Annotated in this window: 20 protein-coding genes; 8 read left to right on the top strand and 12 right to left on the bottom strand. The window is 39.6% G+C overall.

The genetic code is table 11. The features are described 5' to 3' along the window. Positions 1 to 28: 28 nt before the first annotated feature. The 8 genes from OLW01_RS13165 (at position 29) to OLW01_RS13130 (ending at position 10,822) form a co-directional block, all read left to right on the top strand. A complete protein-coding gene (locus OLW01_RS13165) occupies positions 29 to 847 on the top strand; it encodes a divergent polysaccharide deacetylase family protein (protein WP_268074376.1) in 819 nt (272 codons plus the stop codon). A 69-nt stretch (positions 848 to 916) separates the two neighbouring features. After that, a complete protein-coding gene (locus OLW01_RS13160) occupies positions 917 to 3,733 on the top strand; it encodes an insulinase family protein (protein ID WP_268074375.1) in 2,817 nt (938 codons plus the stop codon). A gap of 845 nt (positions 3,734 to 4,578) precedes the next feature. Next, the gene (locus OLW01_RS13155) at positions 4,579 to 6,957 is read left to right on the top strand and encodes a TonB-dependent receptor domain-containing protein (RefSeq protein WP_268074374.1); all 2,379 of its coding nucleotides are present in this window, start codon (positions 4,579 to 4,581) and stop codon (positions 6,955 to 6,957) included. A gap of 33 nt (positions 6,958 to 6,990) precedes the next feature. Further along, on the top strand, positions 6,991 to 7,605 hold the full coding sequence (locus OLW01_RS13150) for a PepSY-associated TM helix domain-containing protein (RefSeq protein WP_268074373.1): 615 nt from the start codon (positions 6,991 to 6,993) through the stop codon (positions 7,603 to 7,605). Between the two features lie 20 nt (positions 7,606 to 7,625). Then, positions 7,626 to 8,147: a DUF2271 domain-containing protein gene (locus tag OLW01_RS13145; RefSeq protein WP_268074372.1), complete on the top strand. Its 522-nt coding sequence runs from the start codon at positions 7,626 to 7,628 to the stop codon at positions 8,145 to 8,147. Positions 8,148 to 8,215: 68 nt separating this feature from the next. Then, the gene (locus tag OLW01_RS13140) at positions 8,216 to 9,049 is read left to right on the top strand and encodes a DUF4198 domain-containing protein (protein ID WP_268074371.1); all 834 of its coding nucleotides are present in this window, start codon (positions 8,216 to 8,218) and stop codon (positions 9,047 to 9,049) included. 2 nt (positions 9,050 to 9,051) lie between these two features. Then, positions 9,052 to 10,362: an NADPH cytochrome P450 oxidoreductase family protein gene (locus OLW01_RS13135; RefSeq protein WP_268074370.1), complete on the top strand. Its 1,311-nt coding sequence runs from the start codon at positions 9,052 to 9,054 to the stop codon at positions 10,360 to 10,362. 88 nt (positions 10,363 to 10,450) lie between these two features. Then, positions 10,451 to 10,822, top strand: coding sequence for an ATP-binding protein (locus OLW01_RS13130; protein WP_268074369.1), 372 nt, complete (start codon positions 10,451 to 10,453; stop codon positions 10,820 to 10,822). Positions 10,823 to 10,836: 14 nt separating this feature from the next. Here the strand turns inward: OLW01_RS13130 and OLW01_RS13125 are convergent, their stop codons facing one another. The 12 genes from OLW01_RS13125 to OLW01_RS13070 all read right to left on the bottom strand — a co-directional run bounded on the left by OLW01_RS13125 (position 10,837) and on the right by OLW01_RS13070 (position 23,598). Beyond that, positions 10,837 to 14,334: a DUF6701 domain-containing protein gene (locus tag OLW01_RS13125; protein ID WP_268074367.1), complete on the bottom strand. Its 3,498-nt coding sequence runs from the start codon at positions 14,332 to 14,334 to the stop codon at positions 10,837 to 10,839. Next, positions 14,331 to 14,777 carry a hypothetical protein gene (locus tag OLW01_RS13120; RefSeq protein ID WP_268074366.1) on the bottom strand — a complete coding sequence of 149 codons (447 nt, stop codon included), beginning with the start codon at positions 14,775 to 14,777 and terminating at the stop codon, positions 14,331 to 14,333. The genes OLW01_RS13125 and OLW01_RS13120 overlap by 4 nt, the downstream gene beginning before the upstream one ends. Next, the gene (locus OLW01_RS13115) at positions 14,767 to 15,609 is read right to left on the bottom strand and encodes a PulJ/GspJ family protein (RefSeq protein WP_268074365.1); all 843 of its coding nucleotides are present in this window, start codon (positions 15,607 to 15,609) and stop codon (positions 14,767 to 14,769) included. The genes OLW01_RS13120 and OLW01_RS13115 overlap by 11 nt, the downstream gene beginning before the upstream one ends. After that, complete coding sequence (locus OLW01_RS13110) at positions 15,609 to 16,178, bottom strand: type IV pilus modification PilV family protein (RefSeq protein WP_268074364.1); 570 nt, start codon at positions 16,176 to 16,178, stop codon at positions 15,609 to 15,611. Before OLW01_RS13110 ends, OLW01_RS13115 begins: the two co-directional genes overlap by 1 nt. Further along, positions 16,175 to 16,669, bottom strand: coding sequence for a pilus assembly FimT family protein (locus OLW01_RS13105; protein WP_268074363.1), 495 nt, complete (start codon positions 16,667 to 16,669; stop codon positions 16,175 to 16,177). Before OLW01_RS13105 ends, OLW01_RS13110 begins: the two co-directional genes overlap by 4 nt. Positions 16,670 to 16,763: 94 nt before the next feature. Continuing rightward, entirely contained in the window at positions 16,764 to 17,198 is a 435-nt protein-coding gene (locus OLW01_RS13100) for a type II secretion system protein (protein WP_268074362.1), read from the bottom strand. A gap of 120 nt (positions 17,199 to 17,318) precedes the next feature. Next, positions 17,319 to 17,918: a pilus assembly FimT family protein gene (locus OLW01_RS13095; RefSeq protein WP_268074361.1), complete on the bottom strand. Its 600-nt coding sequence runs from the start codon at positions 17,916 to 17,918 to the stop codon at positions 17,319 to 17,321. Next, the gene (locus OLW01_RS13090; RefSeq protein WP_268074360.1) at positions 17,899 to 18,414 is read right to left on the bottom strand and encodes a hypothetical protein; all 516 of its coding nucleotides are present in this window, start codon (positions 18,412 to 18,414) and stop codon (positions 17,899 to 17,901) included. Before OLW01_RS13090 ends, OLW01_RS13095 begins: the two co-directional genes overlap by 20 nt. After that, the gene (locus OLW01_RS13085; protein WP_268074359.1) at positions 18,414 to 19,643 is read right to left on the bottom strand and encodes a type II secretion system F family protein; all 1,230 of its coding nucleotides are present in this window, start codon (positions 19,641 to 19,643) and stop codon (positions 18,414 to 18,416) included. Before OLW01_RS13085 ends, OLW01_RS13090 begins: the two co-directional genes overlap by 1 nt. Positions 19,644 to 19,646: 3 nt before the next feature. Next, positions 19,647 to 21,407, bottom strand: a complete 1,761-nt coding sequence (locus OLW01_RS13080; RefSeq protein ID WP_268074358.1) for a GspE/PulE family protein — start codon at positions 21,405 to 21,407, stop codon at positions 19,647 to 19,649. Continuing rightward, positions 21,404 to 22,675 carry a tetratricopeptide repeat protein gene (locus OLW01_RS13075; protein ID WP_268074357.1) on the bottom strand — a complete coding sequence of 424 codons (1,272 nt, stop codon included), beginning with the start codon at positions 22,673 to 22,675 and terminating at the stop codon, positions 21,404 to 21,406. Before OLW01_RS13075 ends, OLW01_RS13080 begins: the two co-directional genes overlap by 4 nt. Beyond that, a complete protein-coding gene (locus OLW01_RS13070) occupies positions 22,675 to 23,598 on the bottom strand; it encodes an ExeA family protein (RefSeq protein ID WP_268074356.1) in 924 nt (307 codons plus the stop codon). Before OLW01_RS13070 ends, OLW01_RS13075 begins: the two co-directional genes overlap by 1 nt. Position 23,599: the final 1 nt, after the last annotated feature.

Raw genomic sequence — 23,599 nt, 5'->3', positions numbered from 1 at the left:
TGGTTCGCGCTATTTAGGACTCATTTTTTTGAACGCAATAATAATAAAAATATTACTCACAACTAGTCGATACTTGAATTATTTTTGTTCAGGTGTAAACCGTAAAATTGTCATTTTGCTTAGCTTAATGTTGAGCTTTGCAAGTTATGCGAATATTGCGATTATTATTGATGACGTAGGTTATAGAGCTAGCGATGCGAAGTTATTAAATTTACCTGCCGAAATCACGCTTTCTGTATTGCCGCATACGCCACATGGCAAAAAAATAGCTGAACGCGCTTTTGCGCGAGGTCAGGAGGTTATGCTGCACTTGCCAATGGAGTCTATTGCTGGGCAAGTGCTTGAGCCTGGAACTATCAACGCTACAATGAACAAATCTCAAATTTTACAAGCGCTTGATTTGGCATTAAGTGAGTTGCCTCAGGCTACCGGCGTAAACAACCATATGGGCAGTAAGCTCACACAAATGCAAAAGCCAATGCAAGTTATAATGCAAGCCTTAAAGCAGCGTAAACTTTTTTTTGTTGATAGCCGAACGAGCGGGCAGTCAGTAGCCTTTTCGGTGGCTAAAGAGTATGGTGTAACTGCGTATCGGCGACATGTTTTTTTGGATAACCAAGCAAATAAAGGCGATATTTTGAAGCAGTTAAATAAAATGCTTAAATTGGCTGAAAAAAAGCAGACCGTTATCGCGATTGGTCATCCGCACCCTGAAACCATTGCGGCACTGGATGAATTTTTTAAGCAACATTCTGCGCAATCAATCACATTAACTAAAGTTTCATCACTGATGGCGATTGATAACCGACTTGCCGCATTGAACTCTAACGTGCATCGGGCAGACTAAAATGAACGATTTAAACTATCCCCTGCTAAATTTGGCGCAAGCCTTCAATCCGTTTTATAGGAGTAAACTGTGTTGTTTAAGACCTTTCGTTTATTTATTACAATTAGTGCGGTATTAATGATGGGCAGCTGCGCAACTAATTCCTCGCCAAAAAGCCAAATGGCGACGACAGATGAGCAAGATGTTGAGATTAGAAGTAATGAAATCGATAACCGTGCATATCAATACTTAACGTTAGGTAATGGTATGAAAGTGGTGCTGATCTCCGATCCAGACAGTGAACAAACCGTTGCCTCATTGGCGGTAGGTGTCGGTAGTAATCAAAATCCTGAATCTTTGCCCGGCTTGGCTCATTTTTTAGAGCATATGTTATTTTTAGGCACCGAAAAATACCCAGAACCTTCAGGCTTTTTTAAGTTTGTAGAGTCTCGCGGCGGTTTTACGAATGCTTATACCAGTGGCGATCATACTAATTATTATTTTAGCGTAAATCAGGAATATTTTGATTCAGCGTTGGATAGATTCAGCGATTATTTTAAAAACCCAACTTTTGATCCTAATTATGTCGATAAAGAAAGAACCGCGGTTGATAATGAGTGGACAAAAGGACGTGGTGAAGATGGTTGGATTTTACGACGAGTAAGAGGTGAAACAGGCAACCCGCAACACCCTTTAAGTCAAATGAGTGTCGGTAATTTAGAGACGTTAACCGATACGCCTAAAGCCACTTTATTAGATGAAATGAAAGCTTTTTATCAGCGCTATTATTCAGCTAATATTATGAATTTAGTTATTGCAGGTAAGCCAAGCTTAGCAGAACTAGAAGCCTTAGCTAAAAAGCACTTCAGTTCAATTGAGAATAAAAAAATTAAACGCCCGCAAGTTGAAGTATCAGGGTTGTTAAGCAAACAAATTAATCAGCATATTTATTATCAACCACAAAAAGAACAAAAGCTGTTATTAATTGAGTTTCCAGTCACAGATAATAGCCAGCAATGGCGTAAAAAAGCGAATGAATACTTAAGTTACTTATTGAGCTCGGAAGAACCCAATACCTTAGGTGAGTATTTACGCAAGCAAGGTTTGGCAGTGTCTAGTTCAGTTAATTTAGATGAAGACTTTTATGGCTCAGATGGTTTTGTTCAATTTAGAGTGCAATTAACAGATAAAGGTATTGAGCAGCAAAATCACATTATCGCGGCTACTATTTCATACCTTAAATTATTGCGTGAGCAAGGCGTACAAGCAAAATATTACGAAGAGTTAAAAGCGTTATCCGTGGATGCTTTTAATACTCGTAGTAAAAGTCAGTTAGTGCATACCGCAAGCTACTTTACCCGAATGCTATTTGACATTCCGCCCGCTCATTTATTAGATGCCAGTGCCACTTTTGCCGATTTTGATGCACAAGCCATTGGTGAATTAATGGATCAACTAACGGTTGAAAATATGCGTTTGTGGCATATTTATCCATCAGTTAAAGTTGATACCGATATTCCTTATTATTTAGGACAATATGCGCAAAAACCAATTGCTGAATCTGAGCAACAATTGTGGAAAAAGCTAGCGGCTGATATTCCACTAAATTTGCCCGAGATTAACGACTTATTTAATCCCGAATTAGATGTCAATGTGCCTGTTGTCTTAACTGAGCCGACAGCTATCGTAAAAGAAAATGGCATAGAGGCTTATTTAACTCACAGCCCAGATTACCAAACTAACAAAGGCTGGTTAGAGCTGATTATTAATACCGATATTGGTGATAGAGATGGTCAATACAAAGTTGCCGCCAGCGTGTTTAAAAACATGTTTGAACAGCATGTTATCGCGTTAATTGATAAAGCAGGACGAGCAGGTACTTATGTTGACGTGTTACCATATTCAGGCGGGAGTTTACGGATACGGATGCGAGGTAAAAGCGGTAACCAAAGCCTATTAGCCCAGCGCATGATGCAGCAATTAGCTGAGTTTGAGCCAAGCCAAGCTTTATTTAAGCAAACACTTTTACAATATCAAGAAAGCTTACGTAATAAGGCTAAGCAAACACCAGCTCAGCAAGCGAATCGTTTATTAATTCAGCTTATGTATCAAACCTTGACAGACGAACAATTATTACAAGCCAGTCGTTACGTTTCGCTTGATATGATTAAGCAGTATCAACAAGATTTATTAAAACGAAATCATATTTTGGTTTTTGCTTATGGTGCTTATACTCAGCAAACAGTTAAGCAGGTGGTCACCAATATTCAAACTCATTTAGCGGCTGAGCGGCAAGTAATACCGCGGTATCGTCGAGCCCTGATTGATGTAGTAGCAGGTGAAAAATTAGCGTATCAGCAAAAAGTGGAACATAGCGATCAAGCGGTGATGAATGCGTACATTTATCCTGAAAAATCAGTTAAAGTGAATCAAATTTTAAAATTGATTAACGCACAATTTCGCAGTGAATTTTTTAGGCAGTTACGCACTGAAGAGCAACTAGGCTACCAAGTTTCTAGTATGAGTTTTTCGCTTACGGATCAGCCCACCTTTTTAATGTTAGTGCAAAGCAACAATGCGAGTGCGGATGAACTTAAAATACGCTTTGATCAATTTAGAGAAGATTACAAAGCGATTTTAGCTAAATTAAGCGTTGAAGAATTTGAACAAATAAAACAAAGTTTATTGGCCGAATACAAACAAAAACCGAATAATTTAGTGGAAGAGGCAACGCCATATTTTAATGATTTTGTAGATGACAAAATGGACTTTAACAGCAAACAAAAAGCCATAGCTGCACTTGAATCAGTTCAACTTGAAGACTTAATGCCTGTTTATAACAAAATGTTATTGGGTCAACAACAAATGGAATTATTGATTCAACTAAGAGGAAAAGGGTTAAAATAAATATAATTGGGTCTAAGTTAAATCCAGCTTAGGCCCAATAAATAGATCGATTGAGATCATTCTTTACCGCTTTAATCTCGTTTAAAATCCAAATATAAATTATCATTTTTCTGCAAAGCCTTCATTATAAACTATGGTTTGAAGCCATTTTTTAATCTGCCATTTATATTAAGCTAACTTTAATTCTGAATAACAAGTTAGCGATTTTTTGCATTTACACTCTTATTTGGTTCAGACACGCTATCTAGTCTTGTATGGTAAACTGGCATTAAGCTTTAAAAGGAGTATCCTCGTTTTGCGTTGCTTCATATTCGAACCCGAAAAAATATGATTTTAATTTAATCTCAACTCGGTTTAATGAATATGTTTCAAACTATCATCACCGGTGTAAAAATGACCCACTAACCGTCGCTTTAAAATTATCCTCCCTGAAGCACAATTACCGCTAACTAAATTAGAAAGTGGCGGTGAAAATGCAAGGTTAAACCATTCAATTAGTGAGAGTACACCTTAACCCGAGATGGGGTTAATTTAGGCATCCGGTTATGATTATTGCTACTATTAATTGTTATTGAGAATTCTTATCATTTGTATTGCGTTTGTGGTTATCATGACTGTATAATGTTGGCATTAAATAGATACCTATTAGGGTCTGTTGGCGTTTGGAGCACAAATTTTGTTCTAACTAGACGTTTTTTGATCGCGACGCGAGATTGATAGCATAGTTGTTCTCGGCAATATCAAGCACAGCTACTGCATTCGACTCACGCTAAGTACCAGCACCCAAAAGATCAACAAACCCTAATATCTAATAAAAATTATTGTTATAACTTTTTGAGGGCGAGATGAACGCTACACTTAAACTTTCTGCACTTGTTGTTGCTATGCAAGGTGTTATGTTAAATGCGGCTTATGCTGCAGATGAAGCTAAAACTGATGATAAAAAAATGGAAACCATTGTAGTTACAGCTACAGGGTTCGAACAAAAATTAACTCAGGCACCTGCGAGTATCTCTATTATTACAAGCGAAGATATTAAACTAGGCTCTTTTACTAATTTATTAGATGCGGTTAAACATCAAGAAGGTATCGATATTGGTTCTACACGCGATAAAACCGGACAAGGTAGTGTTAGCATGCGTGGTTTGACCGGCGAGTACACTTTATTATTGATTGATGGCAAACGACAAAATAACCATGGTGATATTTACCCAAATAACTTTGGTGGCAACACATTTAATCATCTACCGCCAGTTGATACTATTGAGCGTGTTGAAGTGATTCGTGGCCCTGCTTCTACTTTATATGGTGCCGATGCTTTAGGTGGTGTTATTAATGTTATTACTAAAAAGCACACTGATGATTGGAGTGGCTCTATGACTTTTGGTCGTAGTTTTCAGCAAAATGATGATTTTGGTGACGATGTAACGACTGATTTTTCGGTACAAGGGCCACTTATAAAAAACGTTTTAAGTTTAGGCGTACGCGGCAGTATTTATGAGCAACAAGCTTCTTCTCCTCAATTTTCACCAGCGGTTGATCCAAATGGTGAAGTGCATGTTCGTTCGCTTGGTTTTGGTAGCGGTGGCCGTACAGTCGACAGTACCAGTGAGCATTACGGTTTTAGTTTAAATTATACTTTAGCGAAAGGTCAGGAGTTGATGTTCGACTACGACAATTCGCATCAAGAGTATGATAATACGCCGCAATTTAACGTAGACACAGGCGAAATTATTTATCCGTTAGGCACAAAAGATAGTATTGAAAGCTTATGGCAAGAGAGCAAAGGTCAAGTAAATCCTCGTGCGGGTTATGCTGCAGATCAGGAATTTGACCGTGAATGGTGGTCATTAGCGTACGACGGCGAATTTGATTTTGGCGCAATATCAGCATCTGTTGCGTATGTAGACACGCAGAATAATGGGCGTACCTTACCATTAAGTGTGGCTGAACGTTTACAACTGCAAGCAATGTATGACGGGACTGGCGAATATGTAGATATGGATGAACAAACGCGTAAAGATTTAGCTGAAGCGACATTTTTACCTCGTCCGGCTCGTCCGCTGGATAGCAGTCAATACACTTATGACCTTAGATTTGATATTCCAGTTAATAACTTTGCTGGCGATCACGCTTTTGTGTTGGGTGGTCAGTTAATTGATGGTGAATTGCAAGATGGCGTATTTGGTTTAGAAAGCGGCAAACCAGGCGCAGTTCAAGAGCAAAAAATGTATTCAGTTTTTGCTGAAGATAACTGGATGATGACCAATAAATTCACTTTAACAGCCGGTATTCGTTACGATAACCACGATGTATTTGGTAGCCAAACTTCACCTCGCCTTTATGGTGTTTATGAGCTAGCCAATGAATGGACATTAAAAGGTGGGGTAAGTACAGGTTATAAAACGCCTAAAACCACAGATTTATATGATGGTGTGACCGGGTTTCGTGGTCAAGGTACTAGCCCATTTGCCGGTAACCCTGAGTTACAGCCTGAAACCAGTGTTAATTCAGAAATCGCACTTTATTGGAACCGTAACGATAACAACTTCAATATCACTTACTTTAATACCAAGTTTGAAGATAAAATTGCCAGCGGCGATACCATTAAAAGTTGTGAACAAACTAATGGTGAACGACCTTGTGTTAATTTAGGTGAGTATGATCAGCTTGGTTACGAAAGCTATAGCCAAAAAATTAATATTGATGAAGTCGCACTACAAGGGGTTGAGTTAGCAGGTCGTTATCAATTTTTACCAGGTTGGTCTGTTTATGCCAATTATACTTGGACCGATAGTGAGCAAAAAAGCGGCAGTGAAGAAGGTTTACCTTTAACGAATACCGCAGAGCATATGTCTAACGTGAACTTAAATTGGTCTGCCACTGATAACTTGTATATTTATTTGCAAGGTGAGTTTAGATCGGATCGATATCGTAGTTATGATACCCATAGTAAGCGAGAGCTCTTCTACAAAAGTTACTCTTTATTTAATTTAGGTGCACGTTGGACATTAAATGACAATGTGATGGTAAGCTTACGTGTTAACAACTTGTTGGATAGAGACTTCACCTCTTACACAACCACTTATGATGATTCAAATAATGACGGTACCTATGAGTACCTGACAGGACGAGGCGTTGTAAGTGAAGTTACCTTTTATGATGATTATAATGTAAAAGATAAATCACGTAACTTTTGGGCTAGTGTATCAGTTAGTTTCTAAGTTAAGCTACCGCTTATAAATATAGGTGAAAAAATGCAGTTTAGTTTAGGTTCGGTTAGACAATGGCATTGGGTTAGTGCAGCTTTTGCGTTGGTTGGCATGTTGTTGTTTTCGGTTACAGGGATCACGCTTAATCACGCTGCAGATATTAAAATTACACCGGATGTAAAAGTAATAGAAGTTGAGTTACCTTCAACTTTGGTTACGTCTTTAAAAAAGCGTGCAGAAAAAGCAATTGATGAAGAAGATAGCTCAGTACCCAAAGCTTTAACATTATGGTTAGCCCAAGTACATAGTGTGCAATTATCGGCTCATGCACAGGCGCAATGGAGCCAAGATGAATTATATATTGTGCATGCAGGGCCAGGCTCCGACACTTGGCTGGCTGTAGACTTTTATTCTAGTTTACTAACCTATGAAAGCACTGATCGTGGCTGGATTGCTTATTTTAATGATTTACACAAAGGCCGAGACACAGGCATAGCTTGGGGCTGGTTTATTGACTTTTTTGCCATTGTTTGTGTGATCTTTTGTGTCACTGGACTGCTGTTGTTATGTCGCCAAGCAGGACAAAGATGGATGACTTGGCCGATTACTTTATTAGGCGTAATCGCTCCGGCCATACTTTTATTGTTGTTTGTACACTGATATTGGAGTTTTAAATCTGAATGAATAAATTAATAAAATTTTTAAGTGCGGTGTTGTGTGTTATCGCGACAAGCACGGCTAATGCACAACCTAACCTTAAATTAGAAGTCGCTCTTCCGAGTTTGCAGGTTGCAGAATACCACAAACCTTATGTTGCGATATGGCTGGAAGATAGCAAACGGCAAGTGACACAAATCGCAGTTTGGTATGACGTTGAAATGAAAAATGCCAAAGGTGAAGAATGGCTAGCCGATTTACGCCAGTGGTGGCGTCGTGCTGGTCGTAATTTATCGTTACCCATTGATGGTGTTACGGGTGCAAGCAAAGGCCCTGGCATGCATACAGTGTCGACTGATTTAACGGATCTTTTAGCTAAAATGCCGGCTGGTAAATACAAAATTCGGATTGAAGCTGTACGTGAAGTTGGCGGAAGAGAATTGGTGAATATTCCGCTTACTTTGCCTTTGGATACAACAAAATTACCTTTGTCTGTGGAAGGTCGCTCTGAGTTAGGTTTGATTCGTTTAAGTGCAAAGCAATAAACGCAGCTTCTTTATAGGCTGAGCAGATTAAAAAGCATTATTCAATCACATTAAGGAATTAATATTATATGTTACCGATTAAATTGATAAAAACGGCAGTATTGCCTTTAGCATTAATACTCGTTACTTCGCAAGCAAACGCGCACAGAGCTTGGATTAAACCAAGTGAAAGCGTGTTATCAGGTGAAGAGAATTACGTCACCTTTGATGCGGCAGTTTCAAATACGTTATTTTTACCTGAGCATGTTGCTTATCCTACTAAGAGCATTGAAGCGACAGGGCCAGATGGCAAAAAACTAGAGCTGGAAAACGCCGCGACAGGTAAATACCGTTCAACTTTTGACCTTAAATTAACCCAAAGTGGTACTTATCGTATTTCGTCGGCGTCAGCTGGTATTCGAGCAATGTGGCGCGACGATGAGGGTAATCGTAAAATGTGGCCACCAAGAAGGGGCGGAACTAAAGGTGAAACTTTTGAAACTGCGGTACCTAAAAATGCAAAAGATCTTAATGTCTCTTTTAGCTCTCGTCGGGTTGAAACTTTTGTTACTTTAGGTGAGCTAAGCAAAGAAACATTAAAGCCAACTAATCAAGGTTTAGAACTAGTACCTGTAACTCATCCTAACGATTTATATGCAACCGAAACTGCGGAATTTATTATGTTAATTGATGGCAGCCCGGCAGTAGATGCTGAAGTTGAGGTGAATCGCGGCGCTATGCGTTACAGAAATGATCCCGAAACCATTAACGTGAAAACGGATGAAAAAGGTAAATTTACTGTCACTTGGCCAAAAGCAGGTATGTACTTTATTGAAGTATCTTATCAAGATGACAAAGCCAAAGCGCCAGCGACAAGTCGTCGTGGTGGTTACTCAGGCGTATTTGAAGTTTTACCGTTGTAAATATGTCTGAAAATATGCGCTTGGTTTTAGCTATATTGTTAGGGGTTGGCTGGTGCACTTGGGTTGCCATTATTTGGTGGCTTAAACGACTTAAGCAAAGTAAGCAAGATGCTAATGCAACCCATATAGTGGCTTATGCTAGTCAAACTGGCCAAGCGCGCTTAAAAGCGCAAGCTTTTTTTGAATCTTTAACTGATGCAGCTTTAGTTCCGCTGAATCATTTAACGCTAGATAAGCTGCAAAGCGCTTCTCAGGTTGATTTCTTTGTTAGCACGTACGGTGATGGTGAGCCACCTGATAATGGTCGCTCTTTTTTACGTTTATTTTCTAAGATATCAGGCAATTCCTTACAGTCTTTAAAATATAGCGTAACGGCATTTGGCGACAGTCATTATCCTGAGTTTTGTGCTTTTGGAAAACAAGTTTTTACCGAGCTCAATAAATGTGGAGCAAATGCGCTGCAGCCATTAATTTGCATTGATGCCAGCCAAGTGCAAACCCAAGATAAAAACTTTATTGCTGATTTTATTGATGTTGAGTTGCTGGAATCAACACAACTTAACCCGGGCAGCCCATTTTCAGGTTTATATTTGTTGCGTTTATCAGCAGCAAATTTAGTTTGGCAAGCCGGTGATATATTAGAAGTTATTCCCTCACACCCTGTAGCAGATAATGAGCTGCCTTCACCTCGCAGCTATTCAATTGCCAGCGCGGATAGTCGCTTTGTTGAAAATAATGAAATTAAGCTCATTGTTCGTTTGTTAACTAAAGACGACGGCCAGTTTGGTTTGGCTTCAGGATTTTTAACGCAAAGCTGCCAAATAGGCGATCAAATAAAAGTTAAAGTGCGGGCAAATCCTGCTTGTCAGTTAAAGTCTGAACAGGCACCTTTGTTATTAATTGGTGCTGGCAGTGGTTTAGCTGGGTTAATTGGGCATATTGAACAGCGTTATTATTTTGATGACGCAGGACCCGTATGGTTAATTTATGGCGACCGTGATCCAGAATTTGATTGCACTATGCAAGCTGAATTAGAGTGGTGGCAGCAACAAGGTGTATTAACTCGGGTTGATCGTGTGTTTTCTCGCGCTAAATTACCTTGTTCGAAAGCAACGCCAATTTATGTGCATGATGTGCTGATTAAGCATGCTGACGAGGTTTGCCAATTTATTGATAAAGGTGCCGATGTTTATGTGTGCGGTAGTCTTGAAGGTATGGGCAAATCTGTTGATCAGGCCCTAGCTAAAATTTTAGGTGAAGATGGCAAGAACGACTTGCTCGTTTCTGAGCGTTACCATAGAGATTTATATTAAACTGGGTTGAAGTTGTTTAATTTTAGGAGCTGTTTGATTATAGTTATCTAACTGAATCCTAAGGGAACACATTTTAAGAGAGCACGTTTTGCAAAAATTAATTTTGATTCGTGGTTTACCCGGTTCCGGAAAATCGACCTTAGCTCAAACATTGGATGCAATTCACCTTGAAGCTGACCAGTATTTTATTAATAGGCAAGGCGAATATCATTATGATCCCCAGCTATTAAAGAAAGCTCACCTTTGGTGCCGGCAACAAACTGAGTTTTATTTATCACAAGGTGAAGATGTCGTGGTCGCTAATACATTTGTACGCCATTGGGAAATGGCTGATTATAAAAAATTAGCCCAAAAATATCAGGCTGAATTACAAATTTTAGTATGTGAAGGTCAGTGGCCTAATATTCATGGTGTGTCAGCTGAAACGATTAAAACAATGAAGAAACGCTGGCAAGATTAGCCGCTCAAAGCGGATTAATTAAAGTTTTCCCGCCAAAATATCACCTTGTCGCTGCCACGGTACAATCCCCAAATTAACTCTGAACTAATTTGAGTATCTAAATTGTTATCGCCATTCCAATCGTATTGTAGATAGGGTAATGAGGTTAAATCAATTTGGCTTGATAGGCTCCCTGAATTATTAGCGCCGGGTGCAGCAAAATTAAAATAAAACTGACCGCTTGTGCTGGATACCTGATTTGAGGATGTATCCGGTGATAATAAGTTAACGGTTTTATTTGTATTTAAGCTGTAACTGTTTTGCCAGTTATCACCCAGATTATGGCCGCTGCCACCAAAGGTAAAAACACTGGAATCCATTTGTGTTTGGTTGTCATTATTTGCAACCATCCAGCCAGCAGCAGTGTAATACTCAATATAAACAGGCAAGTTAAGTGTATCTGTTTCCGGGCCAAAATTATTGCTTGTAGTTAAACGGCCCGCATAAATTGTTGCAGCCACGGGCTGTATGTCTTTGGCTTGTGAGTTGCTTATTTGGTTATAGTCCTGATCAACAAAAAAGTCACTGTTAAATCTTAAGCTAATATCACTTTCAAACGGGACTTGCTCGGCATTAGCAGCAGTTTTGGTGTAACTAAAACTGTCATCGGATGAAAATTGATAGCTGTAACTACCATCGTTATTATCGCTTAGCAAACCATTGTTAAAGCTTGCTGTTAAGAGTTTGCCACTGGCGCTGGTTGCTGACATATTTGCAGGGGCAAAGGCCAGGTTAGCGCTATTAAGGGCAGGCGAATAATTATATAAAGTTTCACCTTTAGCGTTTTCTGCCAGCACCATTACAGTGGGCGTCTGGTTTAAAGCGTAACCAAAGTTTTGTCCTAAATAACTAAATGTGCCTATGGTTTCGTTAAATGCCCCCTGAACTCGGGTATCGGTAAATCCGTTTGGCAGAACATCTGAGGCTTGATAAATGCTTAATTTGGCTGGGATAAATAACCCTAATTCAATAGGGTTAGATGAAATTGTGATCCCTGAGTTAAGGTAATTTGTATCCTGAAATGCCAGTTGATATTGTCCGGCTTCATTGATTTGAGCCTGATTAAAGACAAACTCGCCATTATTAAAGATAAGATTATTGGCTGTAGAAAATACCGCAGCAGATGTTTGCGCCGACGAGGTTTGAGCATTATTTGCGTAGTTTAAATTGGCTTCAACGCCTTGGTAAGTCGCGCCATTTGGTACATTTCTGCTAAATTTTAGCTGTAAGTTATCAGGCTGATAATTAGGTGTAATTTGACCATCGCTACATTGAGCAGACAATTTATAGCTAAAGTCAGTTGCAGCTTGTTGTGCATTGGTATTACTGCCGGATAATACCAATTTCGTGGGCACTAAGGTTAATTGGCCACTGCTAGTTTGTAATATGTTATCTGGATCCGATGCGGTTATGCTGATTTGTCCGGCATCTGCATAATCAATACTCAATTTGGCGGTGGATGTACTATCAAAGGTCAGAATTTTAGTTTTTTCAATACCCGCACTTAATACTAAATTATTAATGCTGACTTGCGTATTATGAGGGTTTGAAGCTGGGTTAGCATAGTTAAAGCTCAGGTTGACGTTTTTTCTACCTCGCCATGCGGGAGCGCAGTTTAAACTTTGATCTGATTTTAGTGCCTGCACAGTTAACCTGGCTGAGCTGCAGCTGGTGGCACTAGCACTGCTTACAAATAAAGCGGAATCACTAAAATTAATTTGGCAATTGCTTAAACTTCCGGATGCTAGTTTGCATTGAACTGGTGCGCTGGGAGATAACGCCGATAAACTTAAACTGGCGGTTAACTCGCCTGCTTGGGTAAAGTTAATGGCTTTACTGCCCGTAAACGCATTGGCATCAATTGCAGTTAAATTATTAGAGATAGACTTATTTAAAGTGGCACTGCTCGGCTCTGTTGCGAGCTGACTGCAGGCCGAATCAAGGCAGGCTTTTACCGTTACATCAGCCCCTTTACAAGACAGCGCTGTAGCTGGGTGAATAATTTCATAATGGTCGATTGTTTCGCCAGAGTTACTTTGACCCGGTGTGCTTTCACAGTCTGAATTCCATTCACTGGCATCTGCTGAACCATCTTCAATAGCGCAGGCCGTGGCTTTATTGCCGGGGGGCTCTATTTGGGTGGAGGCGTTGGGCGCATCTGTTAAGCAATCTTCCCATTCGTTTTCATTGCCGTTGCCTTGTTGATATTTTAAATAATGAACCAGTTGACCTTGAGCATCTAGCAGCAATATTTCTTGAAAGTTGTTGTGCCAATCAATTTCGTTTTTATCAAATAAAAAAGTGGATGCCACTTCGTCAAAATCAGAATTATTAGTATTTTCAGCAAAAATTAAAAAGTCACCCTGATTGAAATATTTATTGCTGGTAAATAATGTAAACTCAAATTGGCTACCTTTTTTTGCGCCATGGGCTTTTATTTTCCAGTTTTTTAAGTTGATACTGGTAGGCGTATCTTTAATATAAAGCTCAATCCAGCTGTTTTTATTTTCAATGTGAAACTCATTTATACTTGCTTTCATTGTATTTGAACCTATAGCCGGACAAGTGGAAACTGGAGGAGGACTACTTTCACAGGCATCACCAAAATCAACTTGGTTAGGGTTACCTGCATATTCGACAGTGGCATCTATTATTTCCAAGTTACGAACAGCCATTCTACCTGTAAATTTTGAAATACTATTTTCTATTTTTACATTTCCATTAGAGTTATTTCCAACATAAAGAAAAGCGGATACTTGAGCGCCAGCGAGAAGTTTAACCCCATAACTTTCACTGTTTTTTTTGGCATGAACATAGATAACAACATTGTTCGGTGAGCCGTTTATGTTTATACCTGAGTTGGAGTTTCGGACAAGGATATAGTTTTTCACGTGCAATCGTACGTTCCCTTCTCCTCTACTGCTGTCAAATTCAATAGCCCCTCCATCTAAAGTAAGGGTTTCAATATAGTAATCTCCCGCTGGCAGTTTCAATTTACTATTACTGTTTCTTACCACAAGAGATTTCATTTTATATATACTATTAGCTGATTGAACGGTGGCAGCAGTTCCATCTATGGTAACTTCTTTATAATTTTGATTTGAAAGGATTTTAGAACTGCTATTGTTGTTTATGGTTACATTGCCTCCGCGAGATTGAGATTGAAAAGTTGGCAGCTCGATTGTAGGGTTTGAATTGCCACTAATTCCACATACTTGATTTGCACCGCACGTATTTTTATATTCGCTTTCGTTATTGGGTAACGTAATTGAATTAAAAGGGAGTTGGTCATAATTCGGGTCGTTAAGAATGCGTGATATTGAATTAGTCATAGTTAAATGACCAGTTTCATCATGACTGGCTACAGCTCCACTAAACACTTGGCTGCAAAAAGGGGCTGCAACAGATATAAATGAAACTAAACCAAGCGATATAATGCCAGTTAAAAACGAGAGTAATTTAAGGAGGTTCATAGCTCAATGGCCTCAATTTCGAGTTTTCGGGATGTGCTTAACTCTGAATGATTGCATTTGCTTTTTGCAGTAATGACAAATAAATCTTTATTATTGTTTACGTCAACCCTGGTTTCACAATTTAACGTAACTGAACAGCTTTTAAATGCATTTATATTAGGTAAAGATATTGGGTTTGGGCTGGCTTTAACAGCGGTACAAGTCGCTGAATTTTGTGAATTGAGTGGGTATAGGCGGCTTAGTCCAACTTCTAATCCAGTTTGCGCTGCTAATAATGCACGTGTACCTACCACTTCGTAGGCTGTATTTATACCGCCTACATTAATAGTCCGTAAAATCCCAGCCAGTAGCACCGCCATAAATACAATAATAAATAGCCCGGTGACCAGCATGCTACCGGATTGCTTTGATTTAAATGATAAAATAGCGGGTTTATGGCGCATTGGGCACCTGCACGAGATGATAAAAAAACATATCTTCAGTATTGTCTGTAAAGCGCGAAAATTTCAAATAAAGTGCAACTTGGGCGTGTCGAATTAAACCGCTAGAATCCAGCCTGAACGGTGGCTCTGTAGTTAATTGATTACTGACGTCTTGAGCCATTAAATGATAACTCACTCCAGATAAGGCTTTTAATTGTGTAGGATTGTACTGATTAACCCCTGCTGAATAACCTTGATAGCGATATATTTTATTATTTTCTAAGCAATAGCTAACTGGAGTTTGCCAAATATAATAGCGCTTAGCTGGCGAACCCGAAGCAAAATTAATATTGTTAGCAAAATTAATTTGCTGACTATCATCATCGGTTTCAACGGCTTCCACTGAATTGATACGATAAGTTTGCTGATTTAAAACGTTATAAACCTTATCTGGGTTGGTAGGGTAAATACTAATATTTTGGCCACTGGCTAAGGTATTACCCGTTGAAGGGCTGATGAGGCTGAGTTTATTATCACTGCTGTTAACCGGAATGGTTAAATAATGACCACTGGTAATAATAGGGACATATTCAAGGCAAGCGTAATTCGCAGACGCATCGGTTTTAACTCTTAAACTGTAAGGCAAGGCGTTTCTTAATTCACGGGTTAAACGCTCTACAATAAACCGGCTATCATCCAGCACGCGCTGGCGCTCGGTAACGTCAACATAATACTGAGCGCCCCAACCTAAAAAACGGGCGCTAAATGTACCCACAATAGCCAAAATTACAATCACTAAGATGAGTTCTATCAAGGTAAAACCGCTGGATTTTGGTCGGGTGGGTAAATACATTAATAGTTACCCTTATAACTGGCGAACTGAGTTTGATTACCAAGCGGATCCGTTATGTTGATTTGAATGAGCTTGAATTGACTTATGTTTGAATCGGCAATGCCATCAAAATTAGCATCGTAAAATACCACTACCTTAACTCTAAATTTTTGATAGGCTTGGCTTAACTCAGCATTCTTGGCAATATTCAAATTAACGATATTATCGCCACTTGCATCTAAGCCGTTGTAATCATCTATATCATCAAATTCACTGCGGTTATTTTCAGCAGCATCTGCTTTTAGTGTATTTGGCAATGAGCAATCAGGGGCCGCAGTATCATTGCTGCTACAGCGAATATAACCGCCAGAACGGTTTGAATTCTCATCAAAAGATTTTGCTAAAATTTCATTCATTAAAGCAGATCCTAACTCACTAGCTCTAACTTGATGCCAAGGGTCGGCCGCAAAGCGGCTGCTATTTTGTAAAACACCGGTGAAAAGTAACATCGCAGTCGCTATCAGCATAATGCCAATAATTAATTCAATTAATGTAAAGCCAGTTGGTTGCTTAGCTGTGTTTAACTTCATAGGTGGATATAACCCTGAGGCTCTATATAAATTGTTTGGGATTGACTGTTGAGCGTCAGCGTAATTGAGCAACCTGATAGGCAGTTGCTTTCAGGCACACCTAATGAATTAAACGTAATTTGAAAATACTGGTTGATTGGCGCGCCGTTGGCTTTAAATTTCAGTTTAGCTTGTGTGGCTTCAGCCTGGCTTAGGCCTAAATAATCCGGTGTAAAAGTGTTTGGTAAAATTTGTGAGTCACAATTTTGAGTTTGCTGACCAAAGCGGGTGGCGTTTATCAGAATTTTATAACAGCCATCGGTCTGGGAATTTTGCATTGATTGCAATTGATTATGACGCAATACCGATAATAACCTGTCTCTGGCTTCGGTTAAATTTGAGCTGCGATCAATCAAAGAGAGTTTAGGTAAGGCAATGGCAGATAATATGCCAATTAAAACAATGACAACAACAAGTTCTATTAAGGTGAAGCCGCAGCGATCTAGTCTCATATTTTCGCTTATATAGTGGCTAAGCTTTGTTGGATATCTAAAATGGTATATTAAGTTAAAGAGGGAAATATCCCTCTTTAACTATTGGTTTTATTTATGAGCAAACTTTTGCAACAGTTGCAGTGCTGCTTGCATCAGCTGCTTCAGTGTAGGTGATAGTGCAATCATCTTTTTTTAGCGTATATGTGCTTGTAGCTGCGCTAGCATTGCCAGGTGTCCATCCTTGAGGAAGGTCTATTATTTTGCCTATGCCCAAGCTGCTTGCTTCAGGATAGCCAAACACCATTTCAATAGTGCCTAAATTTGAATCACTCACATCATCGTCTGCTGCAGTGCTGCTTGAAACAAGCGCTTTACCATGGGTCATTGACATTGCACTCGTAATTGAGCCAACAATCCCATCAGCAACTGCTCCATTTGCTTCATCCTGAACCCCTATAAATTTAGGTGCAGCAGTCACTGCTAAGATGCCTAAAACGACAATAACGACAATTAGTTCGATTAAGGTAAAACCTTTATTACTTCTCATATAACACCTCATGTAATTTGTTAAGTTGAATTTAGTTTATTTGGTATTTAATTGCTATCAAAGTTTTTCTTTAATTTTGCTAGCAATCGCAAATTATTTTGTTTAATGTTACAAATTAAGTTAATTATTACTAAATACGCTGACTTGTCCGGTTTGTGGTAAATATTCAAAGCCATTGCCAATATTTGTACCGCTAGGTGCCGCGCTATTACTTTTTACGGTTTGCACTAAATAATACAGGCAAGTGCTTTGTCCGCCGCTGGTACCCGTTGTTGTGTAATAGTCGTTTTCAGCAAAACTGGCTGAATTGTTGCCACTAAAGCCGGTGGTTATTTTAGGCGAGCTTTGCAAAATACTGATAAAAATCGCTTGGCAATCAGTGGCGGTTAACGCATTGGCGCTTGAATTTGAATCATTTTCACCACCTGTTGGGTAACCTCTGCTTGGATCTACTGCAACCACTACACCATCTAAATTAACGGTCGCAGCGCTGTCGCCACCAGATGAACCCGGTCTGCCTTCTAATTCCCATTGTGAACGCACTAAACCTACCGCAGTGGCAAAACCACCTGCTACGCCTTCAACGGTGGCATCTTCAGCGTCATCTGTCACACTTAATAATCTAGGCAAAGCGGTCGCAGCCAATAAACCTAATATAATGATCACTATGACTAATTCAACCAGTGAAAAACCCGTTTGTTTAGTGTTTATTGCTTTCATATGTCACTCCTTGGTTGTGGTAGGTTACCTGACCCTGTTTCATTTGGTAGGTTAATACCTGTGACTGATTCAATTGATAAATGCAGGTATGGTTATTGTACCGGACCGTAATGTTTTGATGAATAATTTCTAATGGTTGTTTTAGTAAGTTTTGCCATAGTTTGGCGCAGCCTGCGCTATTATTTGGTGATATATCAGGCCAGCCCCGATTGTTCATTTTTATTTTAGTAAAATCGGCTAAATTTTCTAAATCGGCATATATTTTTATACTGGTTGGCCGAGCCATTCTTAACCATTCTACGTGTGCTAAGTTGACGGCGTTATTAAAATCTTTGCTGATTAATTTAAAGCTAGCATAGGTCACATTATTTTCTGTTTCGTTAAACTCAATTAGCCATACCATTGATAAACCTAAGCTAATACTAATAGCGAGTATCAATTTAAATACAAAATAGCTATTTTGTTTAACGGGCGGTACGCGCGGCCTTAGTTTCATTAGCGACCCTTAATTGCGCCCATCATATTCCACATTGGCATAAATATGCCAAGCGCTAAAATTAAAACCATGCCCGCTACAATAGTAATGAGTATAGGTTCAATTTTTGCGGTTAGGCTTTTTAAATCAAAATCGACCTCTCTGTCATAAAAATCAGCTACTTCAGTTAACATAGTATCAACTTGTCCGGTTTCTTCACCTACTGCGATCATTTGCATTACTAGCGGGGTAAATAGGTTGCTAGCATTAGCGGTTCGTAGCAGGCTTTCACCGCGCTCAATGCCTTTTCTCATACTGAGTATTTTGTCGGCCATATAAGCATTGTCGACAGATTCGGCCACTAAATTCAGCGCTTGGGTTAGCGGCACGCCAGATTGCAGCATCATCGCGAAAGAGCGAGCAAAACGAGATAAGGTTGAGCGTTCAATAATGGAACCTACAATTGGGATTTTAAGCTTTATTTTATCCCATTTGTAACGCCCGCTGCGGCTATTTACGTATCGTTTTATGGTAAAGATGCAGGCAGAGATCGCTACAATTAATAAAGGCCAGTGATGTACAAAAAAATTAGAGCTGCCTACCAAAAATTGAGTTGTCCATGGCAGTTCAGAATTAAATTTTGCAAACATAGCTGCAAATGTGGGGATGACAAATAAATTCATTAAAAAGATGGCGATCACAATCGCCAATAGTACAAACATTGGGTAGCGCATTGCCGATTTGATTTGTTTGCGGGTTGACTGCTCTTTTTCAAAGTACTCGGACAACAGCAAAAATGCTTCGTCTAATTTACCGGTATTTTCCCCGACATTGATCATACTGATAAATAAGCGAGAGAATATTTTTGGATGGGCGGCGAGCGCAGCTGAAAGCGCACGGCCTTTTTCAAGCTCTGTATTTACTTTTTGCAAAGCTTGTTTGAGCCTGACTGAATTGGTGGTATCCGCTAATCCATTCATGGCTCTTACAATCGGAATGCCTGCTTTAACCAACGAATACATTTGGCGCGAAAACATGCCTAGATCTTCCAAGCTGACATTTGGAATAAACCACTGTGAAACATCAAAGTTTTGATTTGTCTTTGCTTTGTTTGTTTTGCTGAGCTCAATATGAAGCGGGGTAATATTACGCTTTATTAAATTGTCAGCTGCTGCCGCTTCATTAATGGCGTCAACCGTGCCACTGACTTCTCTGCCTGCTAATTTGCCTGTATACGAAAAATTAGCCATTATTTAATCCGCTTGAATTTGAGGTTCGGCTGATTGCTGAGCGTATTTATCCAGCTCGGCAATGTTTTCAACTAGCTTTAACACCTCAGCGACAGAGGTAACCCCAGTTGTGGCATAATCTAATGCTGCGGCAGCTAAGCTTTTATAGTGAGGGCTGAGTTTAGCAAAATGAGAAAATGCTTCAGTATCGTCTCGTTTTAGTGCATTCATCATGTCTTCATCAAGCTCTAACAATTCAAACACCCCAATTCGTCCGCGGTAACCAACATAGTTACAGGCTTGGCAGCCTGTTCCTTCGACAAAGGTTTGCTGGCTGATGTCGTTACGAGCAATCCCGGTTAACCATACTTTTTCATGAGGTTCTGGCTGATATTCAGTTTTACAGTCTTCGCATACTTTTCTAATTAATCGCTGGGCGACTATGGCTCTGAGCGAGCTGGCGACTAAATAGCCGGGTGCGCCCATATCAATTAATCTAATTGCGCTGCTGACAGCATCATTAGTATGTAGCGTTGATAAAACTAAATGGCCGGTCAGTGCACCACGTAAACCAATTTCAACTGTTTCGGTATCCCGCATTTCGCCAACCATAATAATATCAGGATCCTGACGCAATGCGGTTCTTAATACGCTCGCAAAAGAAAGGTTAATTTTGCTGTTAACTTGTACTTGATTGATTCTGGGCAGGCGGTACTCAACCGGATCTTCAACCGTAATTATTTTATGGCTGGATTGATTCAGTTCGCTTAAAGCGCCATAAAGCGAGGTAGTTTTACCTGAACCGGTTGGGCCTGTGACTAAAATCATACCGTGTGGACGTTGTAGTACATTTCTAATTCGCAGTAAAATGTCATCAGGCATACCGGTTTGTTCAAGTGATAATATGCCGCCAGATTGGTCAAGCAAACGCATTACAACAGATTCACCATGCTGAATTGGCATGGTCGACATCCTAATATCTATGCTTTTTCCACGAATCCGAATATTAAAGCGACCATCTTGAGGCAATCGTTTTTCTGAAATATCTAAACCCGCCATAAGCTTTAATCGCAACACTAATGCTTGAGCGATGCTGGCTTCATTTAAAATCGATTCTTGTAAAACCCCATCAACACGTTGCCGAATTCTTACGGCTCGTTCGTCTGGCTCAATGTGAATATCTGAGGCCTTTACCTGAACGGCATCTTCAAATATGGTGTTAAGAAGCTTAGCAACAGTAGCTTCTTCTTCATCACCTGCCTGAGCAAAGCCGCCTAAATCAAAATCTTCAGTTTCGCTATATTCGTTTTCAAGTTGAGATGCGAACGATTGAATATCGGCCGTTCGTCGATATAGACTATCAAAAGCTTCTAAAATTTGGCTTTCACGCACAGCTACAATTTGAATATCTTTATCCACTAAAATGCCAGAGATAGCATCAATTGCATTAATGTCTGCCGGGTCGCTCATGCCAATGGTGTAGTGTTTATCGTCTTCTTCTATTAATAAAGTACGATTGCGTCTGGCTTGTACCTCTGGGACTTTTCGCACCAGTTCAGGCTTAATTCGCTTTTGTGAAATATCCCAATAAGGCACATTAAGCTGCTGCGCTAAAAAAGTTAATAATTGACGCTCAGATATTGCGCCTGATTCAGTTAATGTAGACCCCAGCTTTCGGCCTGATGTTTTTTGTTGCTCCAATGCTGTCGTTAATTGGCCTTCGGTAATAATACCTTCATCAACTAATAAATCACCGAGCCGCTTTTTGAGTTTAGGTTTCATCATGGCTGTAAACTCGCTAATTTTTGCTGAATAAACTGACGAGAGGCTTTGCTCAAACCTCCTAAATTAAAGGCTTTTTGGTAATGGATAATGGCTTGCGCGGGCAGTTCTGCTTGTTCTGCCGCAATAGCTGCGCCTAATTGCCAGTTGGCTTGCATAGAGTTAATACTTAGTAATGCTTGCCAGTTTTTTAAGGCTTGTTTAGCTAAGTTAAGCTGCTGCGCTAATGACGCTTTTAATTGGTAAAAACCTGTGTTGCTGCTAATGGGTGGATGTTGGTTTTCAATGAGTGTCCATGCTAGATCGGGTTTGTCCATTTCTAATAAAATGCGAGCAGCTAATAAATGATAAGCCAAATGGTCAGGGTAACTTTTTATGCCTTGCTGAAGTACTGCAAGAGCTGCTGGTAAATTTTGCTCTCCGTAACGAATGCTCATCCATGTGATTCTGGCTTTGTGTAAGTCTGGCTGCAAAGTTAAAGCGGATTGTAATAATTGTTCGGCTTTTACAAATTGTCCTTTGTCTAATAAGGCTTTTGCTTGTTCTAATTTATTGTGGGCAATTTTAGTATTAGATTGTTGAGTTGGATTTATGCTCATAAAACGATCGTCTTGCTGGTTTGACGCTTTATTTATATTGTCAGTCGCAGCCTGGGTTGAAGTTTTTAGCTGATTATTTATGTTAACGAAGGCGTCGTCAGTTGCTGGTGGTGTGGTATTTTTAGCTGTGTTTTTAACCGTCTCAGTATTATTAGCTGAGATATCATTTTGCTGAACTGGGTTATTTTCAGAAGCGTTTGAACTTGTATTTACAATCGGATCTGTTTTCAAACTGGCCTGCGAGTTTGAATTTTGGTCAGGGTTTTGAATAGAGCTTGGGGGCTCTTGTTTGCTTGTCTGGGCTGCTTGATACATAACAGCAGGCACCAAGGCTTTTTTTGCCGCCTTCGCTAAATTTTGTTGGGTGTTTTCATCTTTAATGGTCAGCGGTTTAAGCGAGGTTTTTTCGGGTGCCTGTGAGGTTATATCCCGATTATTCATTTCAGCAAGTGGGTGGCTTGGTTGCGTCGACTCAGGCTGTTTTAGCCAGTTGGCAATACCTAGTCCGGTTATAACTATAACCAAAGATATAATGGCAAATAGCCAATAGCGATTTTTAGAAGCGGCGGTTTGCTCTGGCTGCACCGGAATTTTTGGATAATCTACGCCCGGATCAGCTTGGTTCGATTGACGTTTGTCCAAATCTTTCAGCATTTGGTTGATTACACTCATCAAAATGCTCCAGCTGATAATTTAAGACTTAGTAATACAAGCACAATAACAGCAAGGCTAGCAGCTGTTAATAAGCCCATTTTTTTTAAAGCTAAGGTGTTTATATGAGTTTTGTTGGTGCTGATGCCTGTGTCTGAACTGGCCGCTTTAACATGTTTAAGTTCTACATTTTGCTTGCCTTCACCATAAGCTAACATTAAGCATTTATGTGCAATAATATTAACAATTCTAGGGGTGCCTTGAGTGAGCTGATAAATACTTTTGCATACAGGCTCTGAAAAAACAGGTAAGCCTTTAAAGCCTGCCACAGTCATCCTGTGATGTAAGTAAGGCTGAATTTGAGTTTCTGACAACGCACTTAATTTAAATGAAAAAGTAATACGTTGTTTTACTTGCCGCAAGCTATGTTTGTTGAGCTTTTCGTCAAGCTCAGGTTGGGCAAATAAAACCAGCTGAATTAATTTTCGGCTTTCGGTTTCTAAATTGGTAAATAAACGTAAAACTTCAAGGCTCTCTTCTGGCAGTACTTGGGCTTCATCTAATATTAAAACTAGAGTTTTGTTTTGTTTTGATATATCTAATAGTGCTTGCTGAATTAATTGAGTTAATTGTGCAGAGTTTATTTGATCGCAATGAATTCCAAGCTCTTGTGCTAACGCCAATCTAAGTTCATCAGGTTGCAAATAAGGGTTGGGAATATAAGCGGTCACAAACTCAGCCGGAATATCATTCATTAACTTGCGGCATAACAAAGTTTTACCCGTACCAACTTCACCTGTCACTTTAATAAAACCTTCACCCATTTTTAGGGCGGTTAATAAAGTTTGTAGTGCTTCATGGTGGCTGGGTAGGCCCAAAAAAAACTGAGTATTTGGCGTTAAGGTAAACGGCAGCTCTCGCAAACCAAAATGGTATAAGTACATT

This window comes from Catenovulum adriaticum (assembly GCF_026725475.1).
Taxonomy (GTDB): Bacteria; Pseudomonadota; Gammaproteobacteria; order Enterobacterales; family Alteromonadaceae; genus Catenovulum; species Catenovulum adriaticum.
Note: the sequence above shows the minus strand (reverse complement) of the source record. Positions and strands in the feature narration are given on the sequence as shown.

Bases quoted from the DNA above. Each gene is read 5' to 3' on its own strand.
- OLW01_RS13105 (WP_268074363.1), bottom strand. From the start codon at position 16,669: ATGAGACTAGATCGCTGCGGCTTCACCTTAATAGAACTTGTTGTTGTC.
- OLW01_RS13080 (WP_268074358.1), bottom strand. From the start codon at position 21,407: ATGATGAAACCTAAACTCAAAAAGCGGCTCGGTGATTTATTAGTTGAT.
- OLW01_RS13100 (WP_268074362.1), bottom strand. From the start codon at position 17,198: ATGAGAAGTAATAAAGGTTTTACCTTAATCGAACTAATTGTCGTTATT.
- OLW01_RS13125 (WP_268074367.1), bottom strand. From the start codon at position 14,334: ATGAACCTCCTTAAATTACTCTCGTTTTTAACTGGCATTATATCGCTT.
- OLW01_RS13120 (WP_268074366.1), bottom strand. From the start codon at position 14,777: ATGCGCCATAAACCCGCTATTTTATCATTTAAATCAAAGCAATCCGGT.
- OLW01_RS13115 (WP_268074365.1), bottom strand. From the start codon at position 15,609: ATGTATTTACCCACCCGACCAAAATCCAGCGGTTTTACCTTGATAGAA.
- OLW01_RS13145 (WP_268074372.1), top strand. From the start codon at position 7,626: ATGAATAAATTAATAAAATTTTTAAGTGCGGTGTTGTGTGTTATCGCG.
- OLW01_RS13085 (WP_268074359.1), bottom strand. From the start codon at position 19,643: ATGGCTAATTTTTCGTATACAGGCAAATTAGCAGGCAGAGAAGTCAGT.
- OLW01_RS13075 (WP_268074357.1), bottom strand. From the start codon at position 22,675: ATGAGTGTAATCAACCAAATGCTGAAAGATTTGGACAAACGTCAATCG.
- OLW01_RS13095 (WP_268074361.1), bottom strand. From the start codon at position 17,918: ATGAAAGCAATAAACACTAAACAAACGGGTTTTTCACTGGTTGAATTA.
- OLW01_RS13110 (WP_268074364.1), bottom strand. From the start codon at position 16,178: ATGAAGTTAAACACAGCTAAGCAACCAACTGGCTTTACATTAATTGAA.
- OLW01_RS13135 (WP_268074370.1), top strand. From the start codon at position 9,052: ATGTCTGAAAATATGCGCTTGGTTTTAGCTATATTGTTAGGGGTTGGC.
- OLW01_RS13150 (WP_268074373.1), top strand. From the start codon at position 6,991: ATGCAGTTTAGTTTAGGTTCGGTTAGACAATGGCATTGGGTTAGTGCA.
- OLW01_RS13140 (WP_268074371.1), top strand. From the start codon at position 8,216: ATGTTACCGATTAAATTGATAAAAACGGCAGTATTGCCTTTAGCATTA.
- OLW01_RS13070 (WP_268074356.1), bottom strand. From the start codon at position 23,598: ATGTACTTATACCATTTTGGTTTGCGAGAGCTGCCGTTTACCTTAACG.
- OLW01_RS13090 (WP_268074360.1), bottom strand. From the start codon at position 18,414: ATGAAACTAAGGCCGCGCGTACCGCCCGTTAAACAAAATAGCTATTTT.
- OLW01_RS13155 (WP_268074374.1), top strand. From the start codon at position 4,579: ATGAACGCTACACTTAAACTTTCTGCACTTGTTGTTGCTATGCAAGGT.